At 69.2% G+C, this 19,710-nt stretch carries 17 protein-coding genes; 7 read left to right on the top strand and 10 right to left on the bottom strand.

From position 1 onward, the window contains the following. Positions 1 to 7 precede the first annotated feature (7 nt). A complete protein-coding gene (locus O7R11_RS05715; protein ID WP_337996532.1) occupies positions 8 to 526 on the top strand; it encodes a hypothetical protein in 519 nt (172 codons plus the stop codon). On the opposite strand, the gene O7R11_RS05710 is transcribed toward O7R11_RS05715, so the two are convergent. The 4 genes from O7R11_RS05710 to O7R11_RS05695 form a co-directional block, all read right to left on the bottom strand. Continuing rightward, on the bottom strand, positions 517 to 2,406 hold the full coding sequence (locus O7R11_RS05710; protein WP_337996531.1) for a hypothetical protein: 1,890 nt from the start codon (positions 2,404 to 2,406) through the stop codon (positions 517 to 519). The genes O7R11_RS05715 and O7R11_RS05710 overlap by 10 nt on opposite strands. A 74-nt stretch (positions 2,407 to 2,480) precedes the next feature. After that, complete coding sequence (locus O7R11_RS05705) at positions 2,481 to 3,287, bottom strand: esterase/lipase family protein (RefSeq protein ID WP_337996530.1); 807 nt, start codon at positions 3,285 to 3,287, stop codon at positions 2,481 to 2,483. Positions 3,288 to 3,409: 122 nt separating this feature from the next. Beyond that, positions 3,410 to 4,354 (bottom strand): transcriptional regulator GcvA, encoded by a 945-nt coding sequence (gene gcvA, locus O7R11_RS05700; RefSeq protein WP_337996529.1) that lies wholly within the window; start codon positions 4,352 to 4,354, stop codon positions 3,410 to 3,412. Positions 4,355 to 4,642: 288 nt separating this feature from the next. Further along, positions 4,643 to 5,521 (bottom strand): HTD2 family dehydratase, encoded by an 879-nt coding sequence (locus O7R11_RS05695; RefSeq protein ID WP_337996528.1) that lies wholly within the window; start codon positions 5,519 to 5,521, stop codon positions 4,643 to 4,645. Between the two features lie 184 nt (positions 5,522 to 5,705). Between O7R11_RS05695 and O7R11_RS05690 the strand changes: the two genes are divergently transcribed. Further along, positions 5,706 to 6,152, top strand: coding sequence for a hypothetical protein (locus O7R11_RS05690; RefSeq protein ID WP_337996527.1), 447 nt, complete (start codon positions 5,706 to 5,708; stop codon positions 6,150 to 6,152). Continuing rightward, a complete protein-coding gene (locus tag O7R11_RS05685; RefSeq protein ID WP_337996526.1) occupies positions 6,149 to 8,410 on the top strand; it encodes a GAF domain-containing protein in 2,262 nt (753 codons plus the stop codon). Before O7R11_RS05690 ends, O7R11_RS05685 begins: the two co-directional genes overlap by 4 nt. 246 nt (positions 8,411 to 8,656) lie before the next feature. Here the strand turns inward: O7R11_RS05685 and acuI are convergent, their stop codons facing one another. After that, positions 8,657 to 9,652 (bottom strand): acrylyl-CoA reductase (NADPH), encoded by a 996-nt coding sequence (acuI, locus tag O7R11_RS05680; protein ID WP_337996525.1) that lies wholly within the window; start codon positions 9,650 to 9,652, stop codon positions 8,657 to 8,659. A gap of 171 nt (positions 9,653 to 9,823) precedes the next feature. On the opposite strand from acuI, the gene O7R11_RS05675 reads away from it, so the two are divergent. Then, entirely contained in the window at positions 9,824 to 11,404 is a 1,581-nt protein-coding gene (locus O7R11_RS05675; protein ID WP_337996524.1) for a glycoside hydrolase family 17 protein, read from the top strand. On the opposite strand, the gene O7R11_RS05670 is transcribed toward O7R11_RS05675, so the two are convergent. From O7R11_RS05670 to purD, 3 genes are all read right to left on the bottom strand, one after another. Beyond that, positions 11,364 to 11,726 carry a hypothetical protein gene (locus O7R11_RS05670; RefSeq protein WP_337996523.1) on the bottom strand — a complete coding sequence of 121 codons (363 nt, stop codon included), beginning with the start codon at positions 11,724 to 11,726 and terminating at the stop codon, positions 11,364 to 11,366. The two genes, O7R11_RS05675 and O7R11_RS05670, sit on opposite strands and share 41 nt — an antisense overlap. Positions 11,727 to 11,816: 90 nt before the next feature. Further along, a complete protein-coding gene (locus O7R11_RS05665) occupies positions 11,817 to 12,881 on the bottom strand; it encodes an HD-GYP domain-containing protein (RefSeq protein ID WP_337996522.1) in 1,065 nt (354 codons plus the stop codon). 340 nt (positions 12,882 to 13,221) lie between these two features. After that, positions 13,222 to 14,493, bottom strand: coding sequence for a phosphoribosylamine--glycine ligase (purD, locus tag O7R11_RS05660; RefSeq protein WP_337996521.1), 1,272 nt, complete (start codon positions 14,491 to 14,493; stop codon positions 13,222 to 13,224). Positions 14,494 to 14,590: 97 nt separating this feature from the next. Here purD and xseA point away from each other — a divergent pair, with 97 nt between their 5' ends. After that, complete coding sequence (gene xseA, locus O7R11_RS05655) at positions 14,591 to 15,988, top strand: exodeoxyribonuclease VII large subunit (protein WP_337996520.1); 1,398 nt, start codon at positions 14,591 to 14,593, stop codon at positions 15,986 to 15,988. Positions 15,989 to 16,239: 251 nt separating this feature from the next. Beyond that, positions 16,240 to 16,989 (top strand): M23 family metallopeptidase, encoded by a 750-nt coding sequence (locus O7R11_RS05650; protein ID WP_337996519.1) that lies wholly within the window; start codon positions 16,240 to 16,242, stop codon positions 16,987 to 16,989. Between the two features lies 1 nt (position 16,990). Here the strand turns inward: O7R11_RS05650 and O7R11_RS05645 are convergent, their stop codons facing one another. Further along, a complete protein-coding gene (locus O7R11_RS05645; protein ID WP_337996518.1) occupies positions 16,991 to 17,917 on the bottom strand; it encodes a hypothetical protein in 927 nt (308 codons plus the stop codon). Positions 17,918 to 18,262: 345 nt separating this feature from the next. On the opposite strand from O7R11_RS05645, the gene O7R11_RS05640 reads away from it, so the two are divergent. Beyond that, positions 18,263 to 19,240, top strand: coding sequence for a TRAP transporter substrate-binding protein (locus tag O7R11_RS05640; RefSeq protein ID WP_337996517.1), 978 nt, complete (start codon positions 18,263 to 18,265; stop codon positions 19,238 to 19,240). 148 nt (positions 19,241 to 19,388) lie between these two features. On the opposite strand, the gene O7R11_RS05635 is transcribed toward O7R11_RS05640, so the two are convergent. Further along, positions 19,389 to 19,709 (bottom strand): DUF1491 family protein, encoded by a 321-nt coding sequence (locus O7R11_RS05635; RefSeq protein WP_337996516.1) that lies wholly within the window; start codon positions 19,707 to 19,709, stop codon positions 19,389 to 19,391. Between the last annotated feature and the right edge of the window lies 1 nt (position 19,710).

The raw sequence follows: 19,710 nt of genomic DNA, 5'->3' as shown, positions 1-19,710 counted from the left end.
GACCCCGATGCTGTTCACCCTGATCGTCGCCGCCTGCGTCGCCTTCGCCGCCGCCGGGGCGGCGCTGCTCGCCTTCCGCCTGCTCGGACGGCGCGCGCCGCCGGCGGTGCTGCTCGCCGCCGCGGGGCTCGGCCTGTTCGCCTATACGCAATGGGAGCGCTATACCTGGGCGGAGCGCACCGCCGCCGCCCTGCCGCCGCAGATGACCGTGGCGCTGCGCCTGCCCGAGACCTCCACCCTGGAGTTCTGGACCCACCTTTGGCCGCGCACCGGCTCCCTGGTCGTGGCGGACCGCGCCGCCACCCTCTCCAACCCGGAAGCCCCCGGCGTGTACGTCGCGCGGACGCTGCTTCTCGCGCGCAATGCCGAGGTCATCGAGATGCGGCAGTTCGTCGATTGCGCGGGCCGCCGCCGCGCCCCGGCAACGCGGCCGGAAGGCGGTCTCCTGCCGCCGCCCGAGGCGTGGACCGGCGGCGGCGAACCCGCCGCCCTGTTCGCCGCAGTGTGCCCGCCCGCTCAGAAATAGAGAATCCGCACGGCGTCGTCGATCAGGCGGTCGAAGGCGTTGCGCGCCTTCCAGGCGTCGGCGGCGATATCGCCGCTCCGGTACTGCGCGACGTAGCGGTTGGAGGCGAGCATCCGCATCGCCGAGAGCGTCACCGGCGGCAGCGCCAGTTCGCCGCGCAGACGGTCGCGCATCTCCGCGACGCGCGGGTCGGAGGGAACCGCGGCGGCATCGTCGGTGACCGGGCGGCGCGGCGTCAGCACCACCAGGATGGAGCGCTGCACCTGTTCCTTCTGCGAAGAGCTGAACAGATATTGCAGGCCGGGAAGGTCGCCGAGCACCGGGGTGCGGTCGCGCAGCGACTGGTTGGTCTTCTCGGTGAGGCCGGAGAGCACCAGGCTCTGGTCCATGCGCATCATCACGTTGGCGCTGACCGAGTTGAGAGAGGTGTTGAGCGCCTCGGTGAAGGTTCCGGCGCTGGAGTCCTCGATCGCGGAACGCGCCGCCTTGACCGCCAGCAGCAGGGTGTCGTCGTCGAGGAAGGTGGGGGTCACCGCCAGGCTGACGCCCACCAGCTTGTCCTCGAGGTCGCCGTCGGAAATGCTGCCGGAGACCGACACGGTGATGTTGTTGCCGGAGAAGAACACCGAGGGCTGGCGGTCGAGCGCGATCAGCGAGGGCCGCGCCAGCACGTCGTTGCGCAGGTCCGAGGCGTTGGCGATGTTGAGGGAATAGCTCACCCCCGCGGTCGGCAGCGCGATGGTCAGGCTGCTCGAATGGGTGCTGCTGTCGCTCCCCGAGGAGGGAGTGCCGTGGGTGAAGCTGCGGTTGCCGGTGAACATCACCGAAAGACCGTCCAGCAGGTTCACGCCGTGGGAATTGTAGAGCACCTCCTCGGTGCGGATGATCGTCGCGTCGATCACCGCCATGCGCGGCGTCCGTCCGCCGACGCAGGGGCTGGGCAGCGGCCGCAGCGGCCGCACGTTGGCGGTGCCGGAATCCCCGTCGCCGTCATCGGTCTCGAAGATCGCGGTGTCGGGCGCTCCGGCCAGCCACTGCGGGCAGTCCGCCCAGTTGGGGGAGGCGGGCTTCGGTCCGTTTCCGCCGCCGCCACTCTCCGCATTCCCTTTCTTGGCGTCCTTGGCGTCGTCGTCGTCGTCGATGTAGGGATTCGCCGCCACCTGCGGCCCGACCTGGGCGTGCACCGCGCGCCATTGCGCCATGCGGCGGTCGAGCAGGCGCTCCGCCGCCGTGGCGCCGCCCAACTCGGCGAAGCGGGCGCGCGCCGCCGCCGCTTCGCCGCCGAGCCCCGCCGCGGCATAGATCATCGCGGCGTCGCGCGCATCCTCGGCGCGCACCGGGCGCAACGCGGGCAGCCGCCGCACCGCGCCCACCGCGCTTTGCAGGTCGCGCGCGTAATAGGAGGCGACGGCAAGCCCTTCCACCGCCTCGGCATCGTCCGGCTCGGCGTCCAAGGCCTTGAGGAAGGCGGCCTGCGCCATCGCCGGACGCCTGCTGTCGAGATAGAGCCGCCCGAGCTGCAACTGCGCCAGGGTGAGGCTGGGGTCGAGCTGCGCGGCGACGATGTAGCCGGTCTCCGCCAGGTCGCGCGCCGCAAAGTTGCCGTGCAGATAATCGAGGTGATAGGCGAACCCGGCGAGAAGATGCAGCCCGGCCTGCGACGGAGCCTGGGAGAGCGCGCGGTTGAACGCCGCCACCGCCGCCGCGCTTCTGCCCGCGCGCAGGGCGGCCAGCCCCTCGCGGACATGGCGGCCCGCCTCGGACTGCGCGAGCGGCATCGGCGTTTCGGCGGGCGGCGGGGCCGCCGCGGTCATCGTTTCGCAACCGCCGAGCAGCGCCGCGCTCAACAGGGCCAGGCACCCCCAACCGGATTTCGGCATACGCATCGCGTCCCCCAGATTCGCCGCCCGCGCCCGGCAGGGCGCGGACGGTCGGACTCGTTCGGCATAGCCGGTCACTTCTTGGTTTGCACGCTCATGATGTGCTCGATCTCCTTGTTCTGGCAGAGTTCGGGCTTGCAGCCGTGCTGGTCTTCGCAGTTGGAGGCCTCGATGGTGGAGTGGTGCTTCACCTTGTGCCAGCCGACGCCGCCGTCGCGGCGGGCGATATCCGCGCCGTGCCACTTCTGCGACTTCACCGGCACCACGCCGTCTTCGCCCGGCTTGTTGGCCTTGCACTCGTACCAGAACGCCTCGAAGGCGATGCCCGCGGTCTTGAACTCCGAGGACGGGTGCCTGTTGTTGAACGACTTCATCGGCGAATCCTTGCCGGTGTCGTCCGGATGGCCGCACAGGTCGTGCGAACCGCCGGGCGCGGCGCAGGCGTTGGGGTCGCCGAGGTGCGGCGTGGCGATGGTGTAGACCGCCTTGAGGTACTTGCGCTCCTTCGGATAGCTGCCGACGATGTTGCGCAGGTCGAGGCCGCCCATGCTGTGGCCGACGGCGACGACGCTCTTCTCCGCCGTGCCGCATTTCTTCGCCGCCTTCTTGATGAAGTCGGCAAGCTCCTTGGCGCGTTCCTTGATGTGGCCGAGCTTGCTCACCTGGGTGCGCCAGATGCCGTAGTCCTTGTTCTTGTCGCGCACCTTCATCACGAAGTGGTGCCACTCGTTCGGCGAACCGTTCAACCCGTGGGCGAAGAGATAGGTCAAGGCGCCGTTCTTGGCGCACCGGATTTCCTCGTCGGCAGCATACGCCGACGACAGGCCCGCAACCGTGCAAAGCAGAAAAACCGCCGCGCTGCGCATCATCATGCGTCGCATCGTTTGTTCCCTTTCTTGGTTTCTTTCCCGGAGCGGACAGGTTTTTTGATTGGCCCGCACCCCAGACATGGCGGGGCACTACGAGGAGAACACAACCGATACCCAACAAAGAATGACAATCGTCAAGAAGACGCGAGGTTTACCATTTCGGCGCGGGCGAGGCAGTGCGCATCGGAGGCGCGGAACTCCTCGCGCAGCCAGTCGCGCACCGCGCGGATTTTCGGAACCTGCAAATTGTCGGCGGGACAGACGAAGTAATATCCGGCGGGGCGGGACACCTTGACGTCGGCGGCGAACGGCGCGACCAGCACCCCCTCCGCCAGGTAGTCCGCCGCCATCAGGTCGTTTTCCAGGGCGACGCCCAGGCCGTCGGCGGCGGCGCGCAGCGAGTGCGCGGAATGGGTGAAGCGGAAGCCGCCCAGAGCCTCCAGCGCGGGCACGCCAGCGGCGCGCAACCAGTCGCCCCAGCCGGTCAGGCGGCATTCGGAATGGATCAGCGGGTGGGAGAGCACGTCCCCCGGCACCCGCATCGGCGCCGCGCTCTTGAGCAGCGAGGGGCTGCACAGCACCAGCATGCGTTCGGTGGAGAGGTGCTCCACCTCCAGCCCCGGCCAGTCGCCGTAGCCGTAGCGGATCGAGGCGTCCACGTTCTCGCGCGCATAGTCCACGTCGTCCATGGTGCCCTTGACGCGGATGTCGATGTCGGGGAACTGGTCGCGGAAGGCCTTCAGCCGCGGCACCAGCCAGGTGGCGGTGAGGCTGGGCGGCGCGGTGAGGGTGAGCACGTCGGTGCCGGAAATCGCCGCGAGGTCGCGGGTCGCCTGTTCGATCTGGTCGAAGGCGATGCGCACCTTCATCACATAGGTTTCCCCCGCGCCGGTGAGGCGCAGGGCGCGGTTCATGCGGTGGAACAGCCGCACCCCGAGGAAAGTCTCCAGGTTGTGAATCTGATGGCTCACCGCCGAGGGCGTGACGCTCAACTCCTCCGCGGCATCCTTGAAGCTCAAGTGCCGCGCGGCGGATTCGAAACTGCGTAGAGCGATCAGCGGCGGCAGCGTCCGGCTCACCTCGACCCCCAGTCCGGCGATTTCGTCCGATTTATGTCAGGAGGTATTAAACCGGTTTACGCGGGACAGGTAAAGCCTTTCCGGTCGCACTGCGCCGCGCCGGGCAAAGAATCGCCATGAATGGCCGGCATGGCGGACGGACCACGCCGACGGCGGGCGGGGGACGCCGCCCGGGGAGGGATGAAAGGCTCCGGCCCGCGCCAAAAGGAACGAGGGGACCGGCGCGAAGCCGGAGCCTTTACCCTGTCTTGCCGCTGCAAACGGGGCCTTCGATCCGGGCGCGGAGGGTCAGACCGCGATCCGGATTTCCGCCTGCATGGCAAGTGCGCCCTCCGGGTTCTGGGCCCAGAGGGTATACGCTCCGTCGTCGGACTGTGGGGTCTTGCAGCCGTGGATGGAAAACGGAGCAGTATCGAACAGCGGGCTCACCGCCCGGAATGCGAACGACCGGATATCCGCGCCGGGGAAGCGCCCGCGCACCAGATCCACCAGCAGGGTGGCGGTGAGCGGCCCGTGGAAGACGAGGCCGGGATAGCCCTCCTCCCCGGTGCAGAAGCTGCGGTCGTAATGGATGCGGTGACCGTTGAAGGTCAGCGCCGAATAGCGGAACAGCAGCACCGGATCGGGCGTCACGGTGCGCGAAAACTCGGGCACGCCGGGCGGCGGCAGGGGCTTCGGCTTCGCCGCGCCGGGGGCGTCGTAGCCGCGGTAGACGATGTCGTGTGCCTCGGTCAGGCAGGAAACGCCCTTCTGGAACAGTTCGTGCCGCACGGTGACGAACACCAGGGGCCCGGTCTTGCCCTCCTTCACCGCCACGTCGGCGACGGTGGAGACCTTCTCCGCCGCCGCGCCGACGGCGAGCGGCGAGGTCCAGGTCAGGCGGCTGCCCGCCCACATCCGCCGCGGCAGCGGCACCGGCGGCAGAAAGCCGCCGAGCGCCGGGTGCCCATCGCGCCCGAGAAGGGAGCGGCGCATCCGCGGCATGAAGAACAGCCAGTGCCAGAGGGGGGGCAGGGGGTCGCCGGGCTTGGGGGCCGGGTCGTCGCGGTCGATCGTCGCGGACATCGCCGCGACCTGCGCGGCGACGATCTCGTCGGTCACCGTCTCGGTGCGGCCGACCCAGGTTTTCAGATGATCCGCCGTGCGTTCGTCCAGGCCACCGGTCATCGACAGTCGTCCCCGCCGTCAAAAAAGTGACAGACCCAATCGATTAAAGATTAAGGATGCCCCGCTTCCGCCGCAAACGATCGTTTTTCACGCTTCGCATGAATCGAATTCCGCCATCGCGCAACCTTTTCCAGAACGCGGGTTTTATGGCAATCTACTGCGACACGGACGAGGGTGAGGCACAATGCACGCCGCGGCGGAAGAGTTCGGGGTCAGCGACCGGGAACGCACGGAGCGCCACCTGCGCGAAACCGTGCAGGCGCTGCGCGACGCGCTGGACGCCGCGCAGGCCGGGCGCGACGCCGCGGTGCAGGCGGCGCTCTCCGAAAGCCACGGCACCATCCTGCAACTCCAGGGAACCGTCCAGGGCCTGCGCGACGCGCTGGAGGCGCAGGCCTTCGAATCCGACCACGCGCTACAGTCGGAACGCGCCGCCGCCCAGGCGGAAATCGCCGAGCTTCGCGCCGCCGCCACGGCCCTGCGCGACGAGATGGAACGCCTGCGCGACGGCTGCGCCCAGACCGCCCAGGAAAACGCGGCGCGGGCCGCCGCCGAAATCGCCGAACTGCGCGCCACCGTCCAGGCCCTGCGCGATGCGCTGGACCGCCGCGCGCCGGAGAACCCGACATGAAAGCCCCACGCAAGCCCCGGCAGGCCCAGACCCGCGACACCGAGCGCCTGCTGCTGCACCTCACCCAGCGCATGGCCGAGGCGGAAGGCCTGGACGCGCAGCTGCAAATCCTCATCGACATCGCCACCCAGGCGCTCAAGGCCGAACGCGGCACCATCTTCCTCAACGACCCGGACACCCGGGAACTCTATTCCCGCGTCGTCGTCGGCGGCGTCACCCGCGAAATCCGCATCCTCAACGGCAGCGGGCTGGCCGGTCACGTGTTCACCGAGGGCGCGGGGCTGATCGTCCCCGACGCCTACGCCGACGAACGCTTCAACCCGGACATCGACCGCCGCACCGGCTTCAAGACGCGCAACGTGCTCACCGCGCCGATCCGCACCCTGCGCGGCGAACCCATCGGCGTCGCGCAGATCCTCAACAAGATCGACGGCGCGTTTTCCGGCGACGACCTCTCCCTGGTCACCGCGATGAACACCCAGGCGGCGATCGTGCTCAAGGGCAGCCTGTTCGTGCAGACCCTGGAGGCGAGCCGCAAGCAGGAGAACGCCTTCCTCGGCGTGGTCACCGAGGCCTCCACCGAAATCATGCTCGGGCCGCTGTTGCAGAAGATCATGAGCGCGGTCACCCGCATGCTGAATGCCGAGCGCTCCACCCTCTTCCTCAACGACGAGAAGACCGGCGAACTCTATACCGAGATCGGCGAAGGTCTCGGCGCGCAGAAGATCCGCCTGCCCAACACCGCGGGCATCGCGGGCGCGGTGTTCACCTCCGGCCGGTCGGTGAACATCCCCCACGCCTACGCCGACCTGCGATTCAACCCCGGCTTCGACAAGAAGACCGGCTTCTTCACCCGCTCCATCCTCTGCGTGCCGGTGGCCAACAAGGCGGGCAAGGTGATCGGCGTCACCCAGGTGCTCAACAAGCGCGGCGGCGTCTTCACCGCCGAGGACGAGGCCCGCCTCAAGGCCTTCACCGCGCAAATCTCCATCGGCCTGGAAAACGCCAAGCTCTTCGACGACGTGCAGACGGTGAAGAACTACAACGAGAGCATGCTGGAAAGCATGTCCAACGGCGTGCTCACCGTCTCGCCGGAGGGCCACATCGTCACCGCCAACGCCGCCGCCGCCCGCATCCTCAAACGCGCCGCGCGCGACCTCGCCGACAAGCCCGCGGCGGAGGTCTTTCCCACCGCCGACGCATGGGTGCTGGAACGCATCGCCAAGGTGACGGAAACCGGCGCGCCGGAACACACCATCGACGCCGCGCTCGCCGTCGGCGATGCCACCGTCTCGGTCAACATGACCGTCTCCCCCCTGCGCGACGGCAAGGGCAAGGCGATGGGCACGATGCTGCTGATCGAAGACATCAGCTCGGAAAAACGCATGAAGAGCACGATGTCCCGCTACATGGACGCCGCCCTCGCCGACCGCCTGCTGGAAGCGGGGGAGGACATCCTCGGCGGCCAGGCCAAGCCCGCCACCGTGCTGTTCTCCGACATCCGCAGCTTCACCACGCTGTCGGAGGAACTCGGCGCCCAGGGCATCGTGCAGCTCCTCAACGCCTACTTCACCCGCATGGTCGATTGCATCCAGGCGGAAGGCGGCATGCTCGACAAATTCATCGGCGACGCGATCATGGCGGTGTTCGGCACCCCCCTCGGCCACGACGACGACGAAGACCGCGCGGTGCGCGCCGCCATCGCCATGCTGCGCGAACTCGCCGACTTCAACCTCCACCGCACCGCCGCGGGCTCCCGCCCGCTCGCCATCGGCATCGGGCTCAACACCGATACCGTGGTCTCCGGCAACATCGGCTCGCCCAAACGCATGGACTACACCGTCATCGGCGACGGCGTGAACCTCGCCTCGCGGCTGGAAAGCGCCTCCAAGCAATACGGCGCACAGGCGCTCCTCAGCGAATTCACCGTCGAGAAGCTGAAATCCACCTACCGCATGCGCGACATCGACAAGGTGGTGGTCAAGGGCAAGACCGAGGCGGTCGGCGTCTACGAACTCCTCGAATTCCACACCCCGGAAAGCTTCCCCAACATGGCCGAGGTGCTCGGCCACTTCCGCGAGGGCATCGGCCTCTACCGCGGCCGCGACTTCGCCGCCGCGCAAACCGCCTTCACCCGCGCGCTGGCCGCCCGCCCGGAAGACAAACCCTCGCAGCTCTATATCGACCGCTGCGCCCACTTCCTCGCCGAACCGCCGCCGGAAAACTGGTCCGGCGAATGGGTGCTGTCGAGTAAATAGGCGGGGAAAAGGCCAGGCCAGGGGCGCTGCCCCTGGACCCCACTGGTGCCGCGGGCCCCAGACCCCATAACTGGTTTTCCGCGAAGCGGGATAAGCCGTTGCGTGCCACACGCATGGTCCTATGGCGCTACGCGCAAGAACCAAAGTCATGGGGTGCGCGAGGGGATCGTAGCCGTCCGCCGAAGGCGGCGGAAACGCCCAGTGGGCGTTTCCGAGGCGGAGATGTCCCCTCGCAACGTTTTGGTTTTACCGGTTCACGTCGATCACGGCACGGCCGCGGACCTTGCCGGTGAGGATTTGCTTGGCCAGGTCCGGCACTTCGGCGAGGCCGTGGTCGGTGGCGATGGCTTCCAGCTTGGCGAGCGGCAGGTCCTTGGCGATGCGCGCCCAGGCCACAAGCCGGTCGGCCTTGGGCTTCATCACGGAGTCGATGCCGGAGAGGCGCACGCCGCGCAGCAGGAAGGGGATGACCGTGGTGTCCAGTTTCGCCGAGGCGGCGAGGCCGCAGGAGGCGACGACGCCGTTGTATTTCATCTGGGCCAGCGCGCGGGCGAGCGGCACGCCGCCGACGGTATCGACGACGCCGGCCCAGGTTTCCGCCTCCAGGGGTTTGCCGAGGGGTTCGGACATCTCCGCGCGATCGACGATGCGGCGCGCGCCCAGGCTTTCCAGGTAGGCGTGCTCCGAGGCCTTGCCGGTGAGCGCGGCGACCTCGTAGCCGAGGTTGGCGAGGATGGCGACGGCGACCGAGCCGACGCCGCCGGTGGCGCCGGTGACCAGCACCGGGCCTTTTTCCGGGGCGACGCCGCCGTCCTCCAGCGCCATGACGCAGAGCATGGCGGTGAACCCGGCGGTGCCCACCGCCATCGCCTGGCGCGGGGTGAGGCCCTTGGGCAGCGGCACCAGCCATTCGGATTTGACGCGCGCCTTCTGGGCATAGCCGCCCCAATAGCGTTCGCCGACCCACCAGCCGGTGAGCACCACGGCGTCGCCCGGCTTGTAGTCCGGCGAGGCGGAGGAGATCACCGTGCCCGCGAGGTCGATGCCGGGGACGTGGGGGTAGGTCTTGACCAGATTGCCCAGGCCCTGCGCGGCGAGGCCGTCCTTGTAGTTGAGGCTGGAGGCGGCGACGGAGACCAGCACGTCTCCGGCGGGGAGGTCGGCCTCGGTCAGGGTCTTGATCGCGCCGGTGACGCCGCCTTCGGTCTTTTCGACGACGAAGGCCCGGAATGCATCGGACATGGCAACTCTTCCTTCTCTCTTCGGTGTATCCCCCTGGCCTACAATCTGGAGCCGCCGGGCGCGCCGCGCCAGGGAAAAAACGCGTCGGGAAAACCGCGGTTGACAGGGCCCCCGCACGCCTGCATTGCTGTTTGCGCCTTCGTTTTTTCTCCCTCCGCCGGGAACCGCCCGATGACCCGCACTCCTGCCGTGATCGCCTCCGTTCTGTGCGCGCTTGCCGCCGCATTGTTCTTCTACGACAAGAGCCGCGCCCAGCCGCTGCCGGACGGCAGTTCGGAGAAGGTGGCCTGCGTCTCCTATGCGCCCTACGAGCGCGGCCAGTCGCCCTTCGACGCCAAGCTGGTGATCCCGCCCACACAGATCGAGCGGGATTTGAAGGTGCTGTCGGGCTTCACCGGCTGCGTGCGCACCTATGCCACCGGCCAGGGGCTGGACAAGCTGCCGGAGATCGCGGCGCGCCTGGGGATGCGCGTCTACGCCGGGGCGTGGATCGGCCGCAAGGACGCGGACAACCGGTTGGAGCTCGAGCGCCTGATCGCCGCGGCGAACGCGCACCCGGAGGCGATCAAGGGGCTGATCGTCGGCAACGAGGTGCTGCTGCGCGGCGAGCAGACGGCGGCGGGCCTGGCCGCCTATATCGCGCAGCTGCGCGCCGGGCTGGCCCAACCCCTGCCGGTCACCTACGCCGACGTCTGGGAGTTCTGGCTGAAGAGTCCGGAGCTGGCCGATGCCGTGGATTTCGTCACCATCCACCTGCTGCCCTACTGGGAGGACGACCCGACGCCGATCGACGCGGCGATCAGGCACGTGATGGCGGTGTGGCGACAGATGCGCGAGCGCTTTTCCGGCAAGCCGATTCTCATCGGCGAGGTCGGCTGGCCGTCGGAGGGCCGCCGCCGCGAGGGCGCGGAGCCGAGCCGTCTCAACCAGACGCGCTTCATCCGCGAGTTCATGAGCGCGGCGGAGGCGGCGGGGGCGGACTACAACCTGATCGAGGCGTTCGACCAGCCGTGGAAGCGCCTGCTGGAGGGCACGGTGGGCGGCGCCTGGGGCTTCTTCGACGCCGACCGGGTGCAGAAGGTTTCCACCCATGGCCCGGTGGTGGAATGGCCGGACGCCTCGGCCTGGATCGCCGCGGCGCTGATCCTCGGGCTGCTGCCGGTGGGCGCGGCGATGGCCCGGCGCGAGAGGATGGACCTCTCCACGGTGGTGATTCTCGACGTCGGCGGCTTCGCCATGGCGAGCGCCCTGACGCTACAGGCGCGCCACATGCTGGCGTCCAGCCGCGGCGTCGAGGAATGGGCGGTCAACGGGGTCTGGCTGGTGTTCTCCGCCGGGCTCGCCTGGGTGATGCTGCGCATCCTCTCCGGGCTGCGCCCTGCGGACAAACCCGCCTGCGCCTGCCCGCGGGCGCGCTTCTGCCCGTTCGCCACGGCGGCGCGGATGCGCTTCGCCGCGGTGGCGGGCATGGCGGTTTCGAGCCTCGGCCTGCTGTTCGATTCGCGCTACCGCGACTTCCCGGTCAGCATGTTCCTGATCCCGGCGGTGGGCTTCGCGCTGATCCGCCTGCCCGCCGCGCCGCGCGAGGAAAAGGCGGTGGCCGCGCTGCTCGCGGCAAGCGCCATCGGGGTTTCGATCCACGAAGGCGCGGCCAACGCCCAGGCGTGGCTGTGGGCGGCTGCGGGGGTGCTGCTCGCCGGGTCGATTTTGTTCACGCGGCCTGCGCCGGGGTCTGCCGCGTCACCGCGATGAGACCGAGCACGGCGCCCGCGGCGGCCAGCTCCACGTTGAACAGCACCAGCCCCACCGCGCCGAAGAGAAGCGCGGCCACCCCCCAGGCGGGGCGGCGTTTCCAGGCGGCGAACAGCCCGGCGGCAAGGCTGGCGATACCGAAACCCTGGTAGTCGAACACCGGCGCCAGGGCGGCGCGCAGCGGGCACCAGGCAGCCGCGCCCTGCATCGAGCACATCAGCTCGGCGCCGCGCGGCTCGATCATCAGGAAACGCGCGGCCAGCGCCGCGGCCAGCGCCGCCGCCACCGCCACCGCCAGAAAGCCCAACCGCATTCCGCTCATGCCGCTTCTCCCCGCGTGCGCGCCGCGCATAATAAAGGCGGCCTCTGCCGCCGATCCCTACCACACGTTTCCGAAAAAGAAAATCCGCCGCTACTCGCCGGGAACCCCCTCGTCCAGGGGGGGCGCCATCCATGCCGCAAAGCCGGTGTCGTTCATCACCTCGATGAACTTCGCCACGTGGTGCGGTTCGAGGTGCGGCCCGGCCATGTCGCGCAGCATGCGCAGCGCCTCCTGCGGCGCGTAGCGCGGCTTGTAGCAGCGGTTGTCGATGAGCGCGGAGAACACGTCGCCGACCGCCGCGACCATCGAGAGGTCGTCGATCTCCGCCCCGGTGAGGCCGTTGGGATAGCCGGTGCCGTTGAGGCGTTCGTGGTGGCGTTCCGCGACGTTGATCACCTCCGCCGGAATGCCCTCCGAACGGCGCAGGATTTCGCCCGCGGCCTGCGCATGGCGGCGAATCACCACCATCTGTGCGGTATCCAGCAGGCCGGGCTTGTAGAGGATGGCATGCGGCATCACCCGTTTGCCGAAGTCGTGGGCGAACCCCGCCTGCGCCATCACCCCGAGATCGCCGTCGCGGATGCCGATCTCGCGGCCGAAGAAGGCGAGCACCGCGGACACGCTGAGCGAGTGCACGAAGGTGTAGTCGTCGTGGGTCTGCAACGCCCGCATCACCGCGGTGACGCGGCCGTTCTTCACCGCCTCGACCACGGCGTCGGCGGTCTCCGCCAGCAGGCGGGCGTCGAGCGGCTCGTCGGTGGTGCTGGCGGCGAATACCGCCTTGTAGGTGCCGCGCGCCGTGGAGAGCACACGCGCCACGTCGGATTCCAGGGCCGACCACGCGCGCTCCGCGTGTGCGCCGCACATCGAATTGAACTCGAAGAGAAAAGAGCCGGTCTCGGCGGCCTGATCGACGCAGCAGTCGATGACGCCGGATTCCACCATGTCGCGGATGCGCGCGGTGATCCGCTCCGCCACCAGCATGATCGGCACATGGGCGTTGCGGTGGCTCTCGCGCACCGAATAGGCGACGTCGAGGCCGGAGAGGGACTCCAGGCGCTCGGCGATGACCATGGCGGAAAACTGGGTGGTGTTGACCAGGTGCAGGGCGAGCCAGCCGTCCTCGACCGCGACCGCGCGATAGCGAAAACGCATCGTCTCGGCAAACCGTTGCCGAGTCGCTTGATCCTGACACGCGACGAGTATCTTCGGCCTATACACCCGACTCTCCTGAGCCCCATATCCGGGCTCCGGCAACCACCACCTTCGCTACGACACCCCGCGCCTTTCGGCGGGTATCCCCTCGGTCTTTCGCAGACCTTAGCACACCCCTGCGCGCCGTCTGCGCGGAAACCCTCTCGACCTTCATAAGAATACGCGAAGTTACATGCAAGTGTATTCTTCCTCCCCCCCCAAGGCAGCGCAAAATGCGCCCTGGACAAGCGCTATCTCCCTGGGTTTGCGTGGTTTTTTTATTTAAAGATGTGCTTCGCCCTCATGCCTTCACGGCGCGCCAGCCGATGTCGCGGCGGCAGAAGCCCTCGGGCCAGTCGATCAGGTCCACGGCCTGATATGCACGGGTCTGAGCTTCCCCCACATCGCGGCCGCGCGCAGTGACGCCCAACACACGTCCCCCCACTGCGAGCACGCGCCCGCCCTCGGCCCTGGTCCCGGCATGGAACACCACCGCCTCCGGCACCGCGTCCGCCGCGGCGAGATTGCGGATCTCGGTGTCCTTCACCACCGTGCCGGGGTAGCCCCTGGCCGCCATCACCACCACCAGGGCGGCGGCGTCGAACCACTCCACCGCCACCTTGTCGAGTTCGCCCGCAGGCACCGCACGCAACAGCGGCACGATGTCGGACTTCAGGCGCGCCATCAGCACCTGGCACTCCGGGTCGCCGAAGCGCACGTTGAACTCCAGAAGCTTCGCCCCTTCCGGGCCGATCATCAGCCCGGCGAACAGCACGCCCTTGAAGGGGTGCCCCTCCGCCGCCATGCCCTCGACGGTGGGGCGCACGATGGTCTTCATCACCGTCTCGGCGATCTCGGGGGTGACCACCGGCGCGGGGGAATAGGCGCCCATGCCGCCGGTGTTGGGGCCGGTGTCGCCCTCGCCCACCGCCTTGTGGTCCTGCGCCGCGCCGAGCGGCACCGCGGTGATCCCGTCGATCAGGGCGAAGAAGCTCGCCTCCTCGCCGGTGAGGAACTCCTCGATCACCACTTCGCCGCCCGCCGCGCCGAAGGCGCGGTCGGTCATGATCATGTCGATGGCGGCGATCGCATCGGCGACGTTGGCGCACAGCACCACGCCCTTGCCCGCGGCCAGGCCGTCCGCCTTCACCACGATCGGCGCGCCCGCCTCCTCCACATAGGCCTTGGCCGCCGCCGCATCGGTGAAACGGGCATAGCGCGCCGTGGGGATGCCGTGGCGGGCGCAGAAATCCTTCATGAAGCCCTTGGAGCCCTCCAGCCGCGCCGCGGCGGCGGAGGGGCCCATCGCCGGAATCCCGGCCTCCTCCAGGCGGTCCACCAGCCCCGCCACCAGGGGCGCTTCCGGCCCGACGACGACGAAATCGATGCCCTCCTCGCGGCAGAACGCGAGGATGCCCGGAACGTCGAGGGAGTCCACCGGCACGCACGCCGCCACCGCCGCGATTCCGGCGTTGCCGGGCGCGCAAAAAAGCGCGGAACATGCGGAAGAGCGCCGGATCGCCCAGCACAGGGCATGCTCCCGTCCGCCCGAACCGACCACCAGAATCTTCATCCGACTTCCCCTCCGCGCGATTGCCTGCCAGAGTGTAATTCGATTGCCGAGCGGCGGCAAACCGGCTTTGCCGGGCCGCCGGATTTTCCGGGATGCCATGACCGAAGCCACCCACAACCAGCCCGATTTCTCCGTGTCCACCCTCGCCGCGGCGCTGAAAAGCACCGTGGAATCCGCCTTCGGCCTGGTGCGGGTGCGCGGCGAGATTTCCCAGCCCAAGGTCGTCTCCTCCGGCCACTGCTACCTGCGCCTCAAGGACGACAAGGCGGTGCTGGAGGCGGTGATCTGGCGCGGCGCGCTCGCCCGCCTCTCGGTGCGCCCCGAGGAAGGCCTGGAGGTGGTCGCCACCGGCCGCCTCACCACCTACGGCGCGCGCTCGCAATACCAGATGATCGTCGAGGCGCTGGAGGTGGCGGGCGAGGGCGCGCTGCTCAAGCTGCTCGAAGAGCGCAAGCGCAAGCTCGCCGCCGAGGGCCTGTTCGCCGCCGAACGCAAAAAACCCATTCCCGCCCTGCCGGAGGTGATCGGCGTCGTCACCTCGCCCACCGGCGCGGTGATCCGCGACATCCTGCACCGCCTGCGCGACCGCTTCCCCCGCCGCGTGCTGGTCTGGCCGGTGCGGGTGCAGGGCGAGGAAGCGGCGGGCGAAATCGCCGCCGCCATCGCGGGCTTCGCCGCGCTGCCGCCCGGCGGCGCGATTCCCCGGCCCGACCTCCTCATCGTCGCGCGCGGCGGCGGCAGCCTGGAAGACCTCTGGGCGTTCAACGAGGAAATCGTGGTGCGCGCCGCCGCCGCCTGCCCGATCCCGCTGATCTCCGCGGTCGGCCACGAAACCGACACCACCCTCATCGACTACGCCGCCGACCTGCGCGCCCCCACCCCCACCGGCGCGGCGGAAATGGCGGTGCCGGTGCGCCTCGACCTGATCGCCCGCGTCGGCGAACTCGGCGCGCGCCTGCCGCGCGCCCTGATCTCCGCCACCGAAAGCCGCGCCCGCCAACTGGAGGCCACCTGCCGCGGCCTGCCGCGCCCCGAGCGCCTCCTCGCCGAGGCGACGCAACGCCTCGACGACCGCGCCGAACGCCTCGGCCTCGGCCTCGCCAACCGCCTTTCCCGCGCGGGCGAACGCCTCGATGCGCTGGGTCTGCGGCTGCGCACCCCGCGCGAGGTCGCCGACCGCGCCGCGCTGCGCCTCTCCACCGCGAACCAGACCCTCGCCACGGCCTTCGCCCGCCGCCTCGACGCCGCGCAAAACCGCCTGGAACGCCAGGCCGCGCTGCTCGATACCCTCTCCTACCGCCGCATCCTCGACCGCGGCTTCGCCCTCGCCCGCGCCGCCGACGGCACGCCGCTCACCCGCGCCGCCGCCGTCGCTCCCGGCAGCGCCCTCACCCTGGCCTTCGCCGACGGCGACGTCCACGCCACCGCCGACGGCGCAAAACGCCCCGCCGCCAAACCCGGCAAAACCGACCCGCGCCAGGGATCGCTGCTGTGACGGCTCCAGAAAAAACAAGGCCAGGGCTCCGCCCTGGACCCGCTGGGGCTACGAGCCCCAGACCCCCTAACTCGTTTTTCGCCGCGCAGCGGCTATCAACCGTCACGCCGCGTGACGGTTCCATCGCGCTTCGCGCAAAAACCGATGGGAGGTCCGGAGGGGCCGCGACCCTCCGGGCGGGGTACGGGGCGGCAGCCCCGCTGCTTGCCGCGCTCCTCCTCTTCGCCACCCCCACACGGGCCGGAGCGCCGGTGTTGGAGGGCGCGGCGGAGCAGGGCGGGCTGGTGGTCGGGCATGCTGCGCCGGGGGAGCGGCTTTATCTGGATGGGACCGAGGTTCCGGTGGATGCGGCGGGGCGGTTCGTTCTCGGCTTCGGGCGCAACGCGGCGGCGCGGGCGGAGTTGACCTCGGTTGCCGGGGACGGCGGGCAGAGCGTCGTGACGATTGCGGTTGCGCCGCGCGAATGGCGGGTGCAGCGCATCGACGGCCTGCCGCAGGACAAGGTGACGCCGCCGCCCGCGTTGATGGCGCGCATCAAGGCCGACGCGCAGGCGGCTGAAAACGCGCGCAAAAGCCGCCGAAGAGCGGCGGATTTCCTCTCCGGGTTCGTCTTCCCGGTGAACGGCGTGGTGAGCGGCGTATTCGGCTCGCAACGGGTGCTGAACGGCGCGCCGAAGGCGCCGCATTCGGGCCTGGACATCGCGGCGGCCACCGGCACGCCGGTCGTCGCCGCGGCGGACGGCGTGGTGTCGCTGGTGCATCCGGACATGTTCTACACCGGGCGCACGGTGATGATCGACCACGGCCTGGGGCTGCAGACGGTGTATGCGCATTTGAGCCGCATCGACGTGAAGCCGGGGCAGCGGGTGAAGCGCGGCGAGGCGATCGGCGCGGTGGGGGCCTCGGGGCGGGCGACCGGACCGCACCTGCACTGGGGGGCAAGCTGGCTCGACCGGCGGCTCGACCCGATGCGCCTGCCCGTGGTGCTGCCGGTGAAGTGAGTCAGGCCCGGGGCGGTTCCGCCACCGCCCCGGAGAGGAAGGCGGCAAGCCCGCTCGCCGAATGGCCGAGGTCGGCCTGCAGGTGGGCCAGGAGGTCGCGCGGCGCTTCGTTGGGCGCCTGCACGAAGGAGCGCATGCGCAGCGCCACATCGCCGATCTGCCGCGCCAGCGGCTCGGCCCCCGCTTCGCGTTCCAGGCGTTTCCAGGCGTCCTCGGCGATCCGCGCGAGGCGGCGCATGTCCTCCAGCACTTCGGCGTTGAGGTCGCCCTTGAGCGCCGGGGGGAAGCTGCGCCCGCCGAGCAGGCGCATGTTCTCGGCATAGCGCGTCAGGCGCTGACGCATCACCTCGCCCCAGGCGGCCTGCCGCGCGGCGGTGCGGGACTTCACCTGGACATTGGCGAGAATGCGGTCGGCGAGCGCGTTGGGCACCTCCATCAGCGGCGCTTCGATGGCGGCGGTCCGCGGCGCGGCGCGGCGATCGGGGCCGATGTAGTCGGCGGTGACGACGAAAGGCCGCCGCTGCGTGGTCAACAGGCGCAGGCGGTCGCAGATCTTGCCCACCGAGAGCGGCCGCACCAGCACCGCATCGACGCCGCAACCGGCGAGGATGCGCATCTCCTCGCCTCCCGGCGGATCGGAGGCGATGAGAATGGGCAGAAACGGATCGCGCCCGAGCTGGCCGTTGCGGATCGCCTTGACGGTGCGTCCGGCGGTGGAGAAACCGCTGCGCGGGATGGAAATGAGGAGGCAGTCGATCTCCTCCTGGTTCAGTTCCGTGCGCAGGTCCGAGAAGTCGGAAATGAACGAAGGCCGGCGCAGTCCGGCGGTATGGCAGATCGACCGCCAATAGGACGCGGGGGAGGAGTCCATCACCACGATGGAAATCCAGACCCTCTGAAGCCCCTGCGAGAATACGGCGGTTTTCATGTCCCTCACCGTCCTAATCCCTGATCCTTCGGAATCAGAGGCTACCATACCAATGAATTTTTCATGTATACAAAAAAGCTCATACTTTCGGCTCATCCCTCCAGGCCGGAAGGCCCCCGCAACCTCCACCCGGCGGCTGTGAGCGCCGCGCCGCTGCGGCCGCTGCGACGACTGCGACTCGAAAGCCACGATCATGAATTCTTTACACCGGATGAATTCCCCCGCCTTGGCGAGCGGCACGGAAGCGAGTAGTCTGCGTCACTTGTGGATCGTTCCCCCCCTGCAACGGAAGGGAACGGCGTTCAGATGTCGGATATGTGCGGTCAGATGATTGCGTTCCGGCCCGTGTGGCTTGTCTTTCTGCTGCTGGCGACGTGGACCTTTCCGGCCCAGGCTGCCGGCCCGCGTTCCGTCGCCGTGTGGATTCCCGGGCGCGCGGACGGTCTGGCGGCGCGCCAGATGGTCTACCTGACCAAACGCATCGAGGAACGCCTGCCGCATCACTTCGCCTTCGAGGTGCAGACCGGCGCCGCCTGTCCGCCCGAGCCGGAACTGCTGGCCCAGGTGCGCGGCGGACGCATCGAGATTGCGGTGCTCGGCGATGCGGTGATCGACGAGGTGCCGCGCCTGTCGCTGTTCCGCCTGCCCTGGCTGTTCGAAAGCCGCGAACACGTGCAGCACGCGCTCTATGCCGGGCTCGAGGACGAAATCCGCACCCATGTCGAGGAGACCCTCAAGGTGGTGGTGGTGGGCCTCTACGAGAACGGCTTCCACCACATCCGCGCCGACCGCGCCATCCTCGGGCCGGAGGATCTGGCGCAGCGCAAGATCCTGGTCAACGACGGGCGCAAGATGCGCGACGTGATGCGCTCGCTCGGCGCGATTCCGCAGAAGTACCCGGTGGAACAGGCGGCGCAGGCGATGGAGCAGGGCATCGTCGATAGCTTCGACGGCATGATGGACGCGCTGGAACTCCTCCCCATCGGCAACAAGGCGCCGGTGATCACGCTGACCCGCCACGTCTACGAGCCGTTCTTCGTGCTCGCCTCGCAGCCCTTCTGGGAGAGCCTGTCGGACACCGAGCGCGCCGCGCTCACCGAGATCGGCGTGGACTTCTCCGACACCGCGGCGAAACTCGCCGCCACCTACTACGACGCGGCGCGCAAGCGCCTGCCGCGCACCATCCGCCTGCAACCGCTCAACCCGGAGCGCTTCGCCGCGGTCACCGCGCAACGCCGCGCCGCCTACGAGCAGTCCTTCGGCGCCGACTGGATGGAACTGGTCGATATCGGCCGCGAAGAGACCGCCCAACCCGCGCGGTAAAAGCCAAAACTTCGCGGGGGGACTCGGTCCCCCCACACCCCCCACAACTTTTGGTTTTTGCGCGCAGCGCGGCGGTCGATAGCCGCTTCGCGGCAAAAAACTATAAAGGGGGGTGCGGGGGGCCAAGGTCCCCCGCAACGTTTTGGTTTTACGGCGTCCAGTCCGCCGGGGCTTCCACCTCGACCACCCAGGCGTCCGGATCGATGCGGGTTTGCCGCGCGAGGAAGGCGTCGGCCTCGGCTTCCGCTCCCGGCGCGTCGCCGGTGGCGGCGATCCAACGGCGGTCGCCGTCGCCGGAAAACACCGTCTGGAACACCGTGCAGCCTTCCGCCGAGACGCGTTTCACCAGCACCGCGCCGGAATCCGCATCGCCGCGCCGCACCACGTAGGCGGCGCGGTTTTCCACGCCGCAGCGGCGCACCAGCGCCTGCACCAGAAGCTTCGCCTTGAGACGCGGCGCAAGCTCCATG

Source organism: Oleispirillum naphthae, assembly GCA_027864655.1.
Classification (GTDB): Bacteria; Pseudomonadota; Alphaproteobacteria; order Rhodospirillales; family Rhodospirillaceae; genus Oleispirillum; species Oleispirillum naphthae.
Note: the sequence above shows the minus strand (reverse complement) of the source record. Positions and strands in the feature narration are given on the sequence as shown.

Bases quoted from the DNA above. Each gene is read 5' to 3' on its own strand.
- acuI (WP_337996525.1), bottom strand. From the start codon at position 9,652: ATGTCCGATGCATTCCGGGCCTTCGTCGTCGAAAAGACCGAAGGCGGC.
- O7R11_RS05705 (WP_337996530.1), bottom strand. From the start codon at position 3,287: ATGCGACGCATGATGATGCGCAGCGCGGCGGTTTTTCTGCTTTGCACG.
- O7R11_RS05670 (WP_337996523.1), bottom strand. From the start codon at position 11,726: ATGAGCGGAATGCGGTTGGGCTTTCTGGCGGTGGCGGTGGCGGCGGCG.
- O7R11_RS05715 (WP_337996532.1), top strand. From the start codon at position 8: ATGCTGTTCACCCTGATCGTCGCCGCCTGCGTCGCCTTCGCCGCCGCC.
- O7R11_RS05675 (WP_337996524.1), top strand. From the start codon at position 9,824: ATGACCCGCACTCCTGCCGTGATCGCCTCCGTTCTGTGCGCGCTTGCC.
- O7R11_RS05635 (WP_337996516.1), bottom strand. From the start codon at position 19,709: ATGGAGCTTGCGCCGCGTCTCAAGGCGAAGCTTCTGGTGCAGGCGCTG.
- O7R11_RS05665 (WP_337996522.1), bottom strand. From the start codon at position 12,881: ATGCGTTTTCGCTATCGCGCGGTCGCGGTCGAGGACGGCTGGCTCGCC.
- O7R11_RS05645 (WP_337996518.1), bottom strand. From the start codon at position 17,917: ATGAAAACCGCCGTATTCTCGCAGGGGCTTCAGAGGGTCTGGATTTCC.
- O7R11_RS05685 (WP_337996526.1), top strand. From the start codon at position 6,149: ATGAAAGCCCCACGCAAGCCCCGGCAGGCCCAGACCCGCGACACCGAG.
- purD (WP_337996521.1), bottom strand. From the start codon at position 14,493: ATGAAGATTCTGGTGGTCGGTTCGGGCGGACGGGAGCATGCCCTGTGC.
- xseA (WP_337996520.1), top strand. From the start codon at position 14,591: ATGACCGAAGCCACCCACAACCAGCCCGATTTCTCCGTGTCCACCCTC.
- O7R11_RS05690 (WP_337996527.1), top strand. From the start codon at position 5,706: ATGCACGCCGCGGCGGAAGAGTTCGGGGTCAGCGACCGGGAACGCACG.
- O7R11_RS05710 (WP_337996531.1), bottom strand. From the start codon at position 2,406: ATGCCGAAATCCGGTTGGGGGTGCCTGGCCCTGTTGAGCGCGGCGCTG.
- O7R11_RS05695 (WP_337996528.1), bottom strand. From the start codon at position 5,521: ATGACCGGTGGCCTGGACGAACGCACGGCGGATCATCTGAAAACCTGG.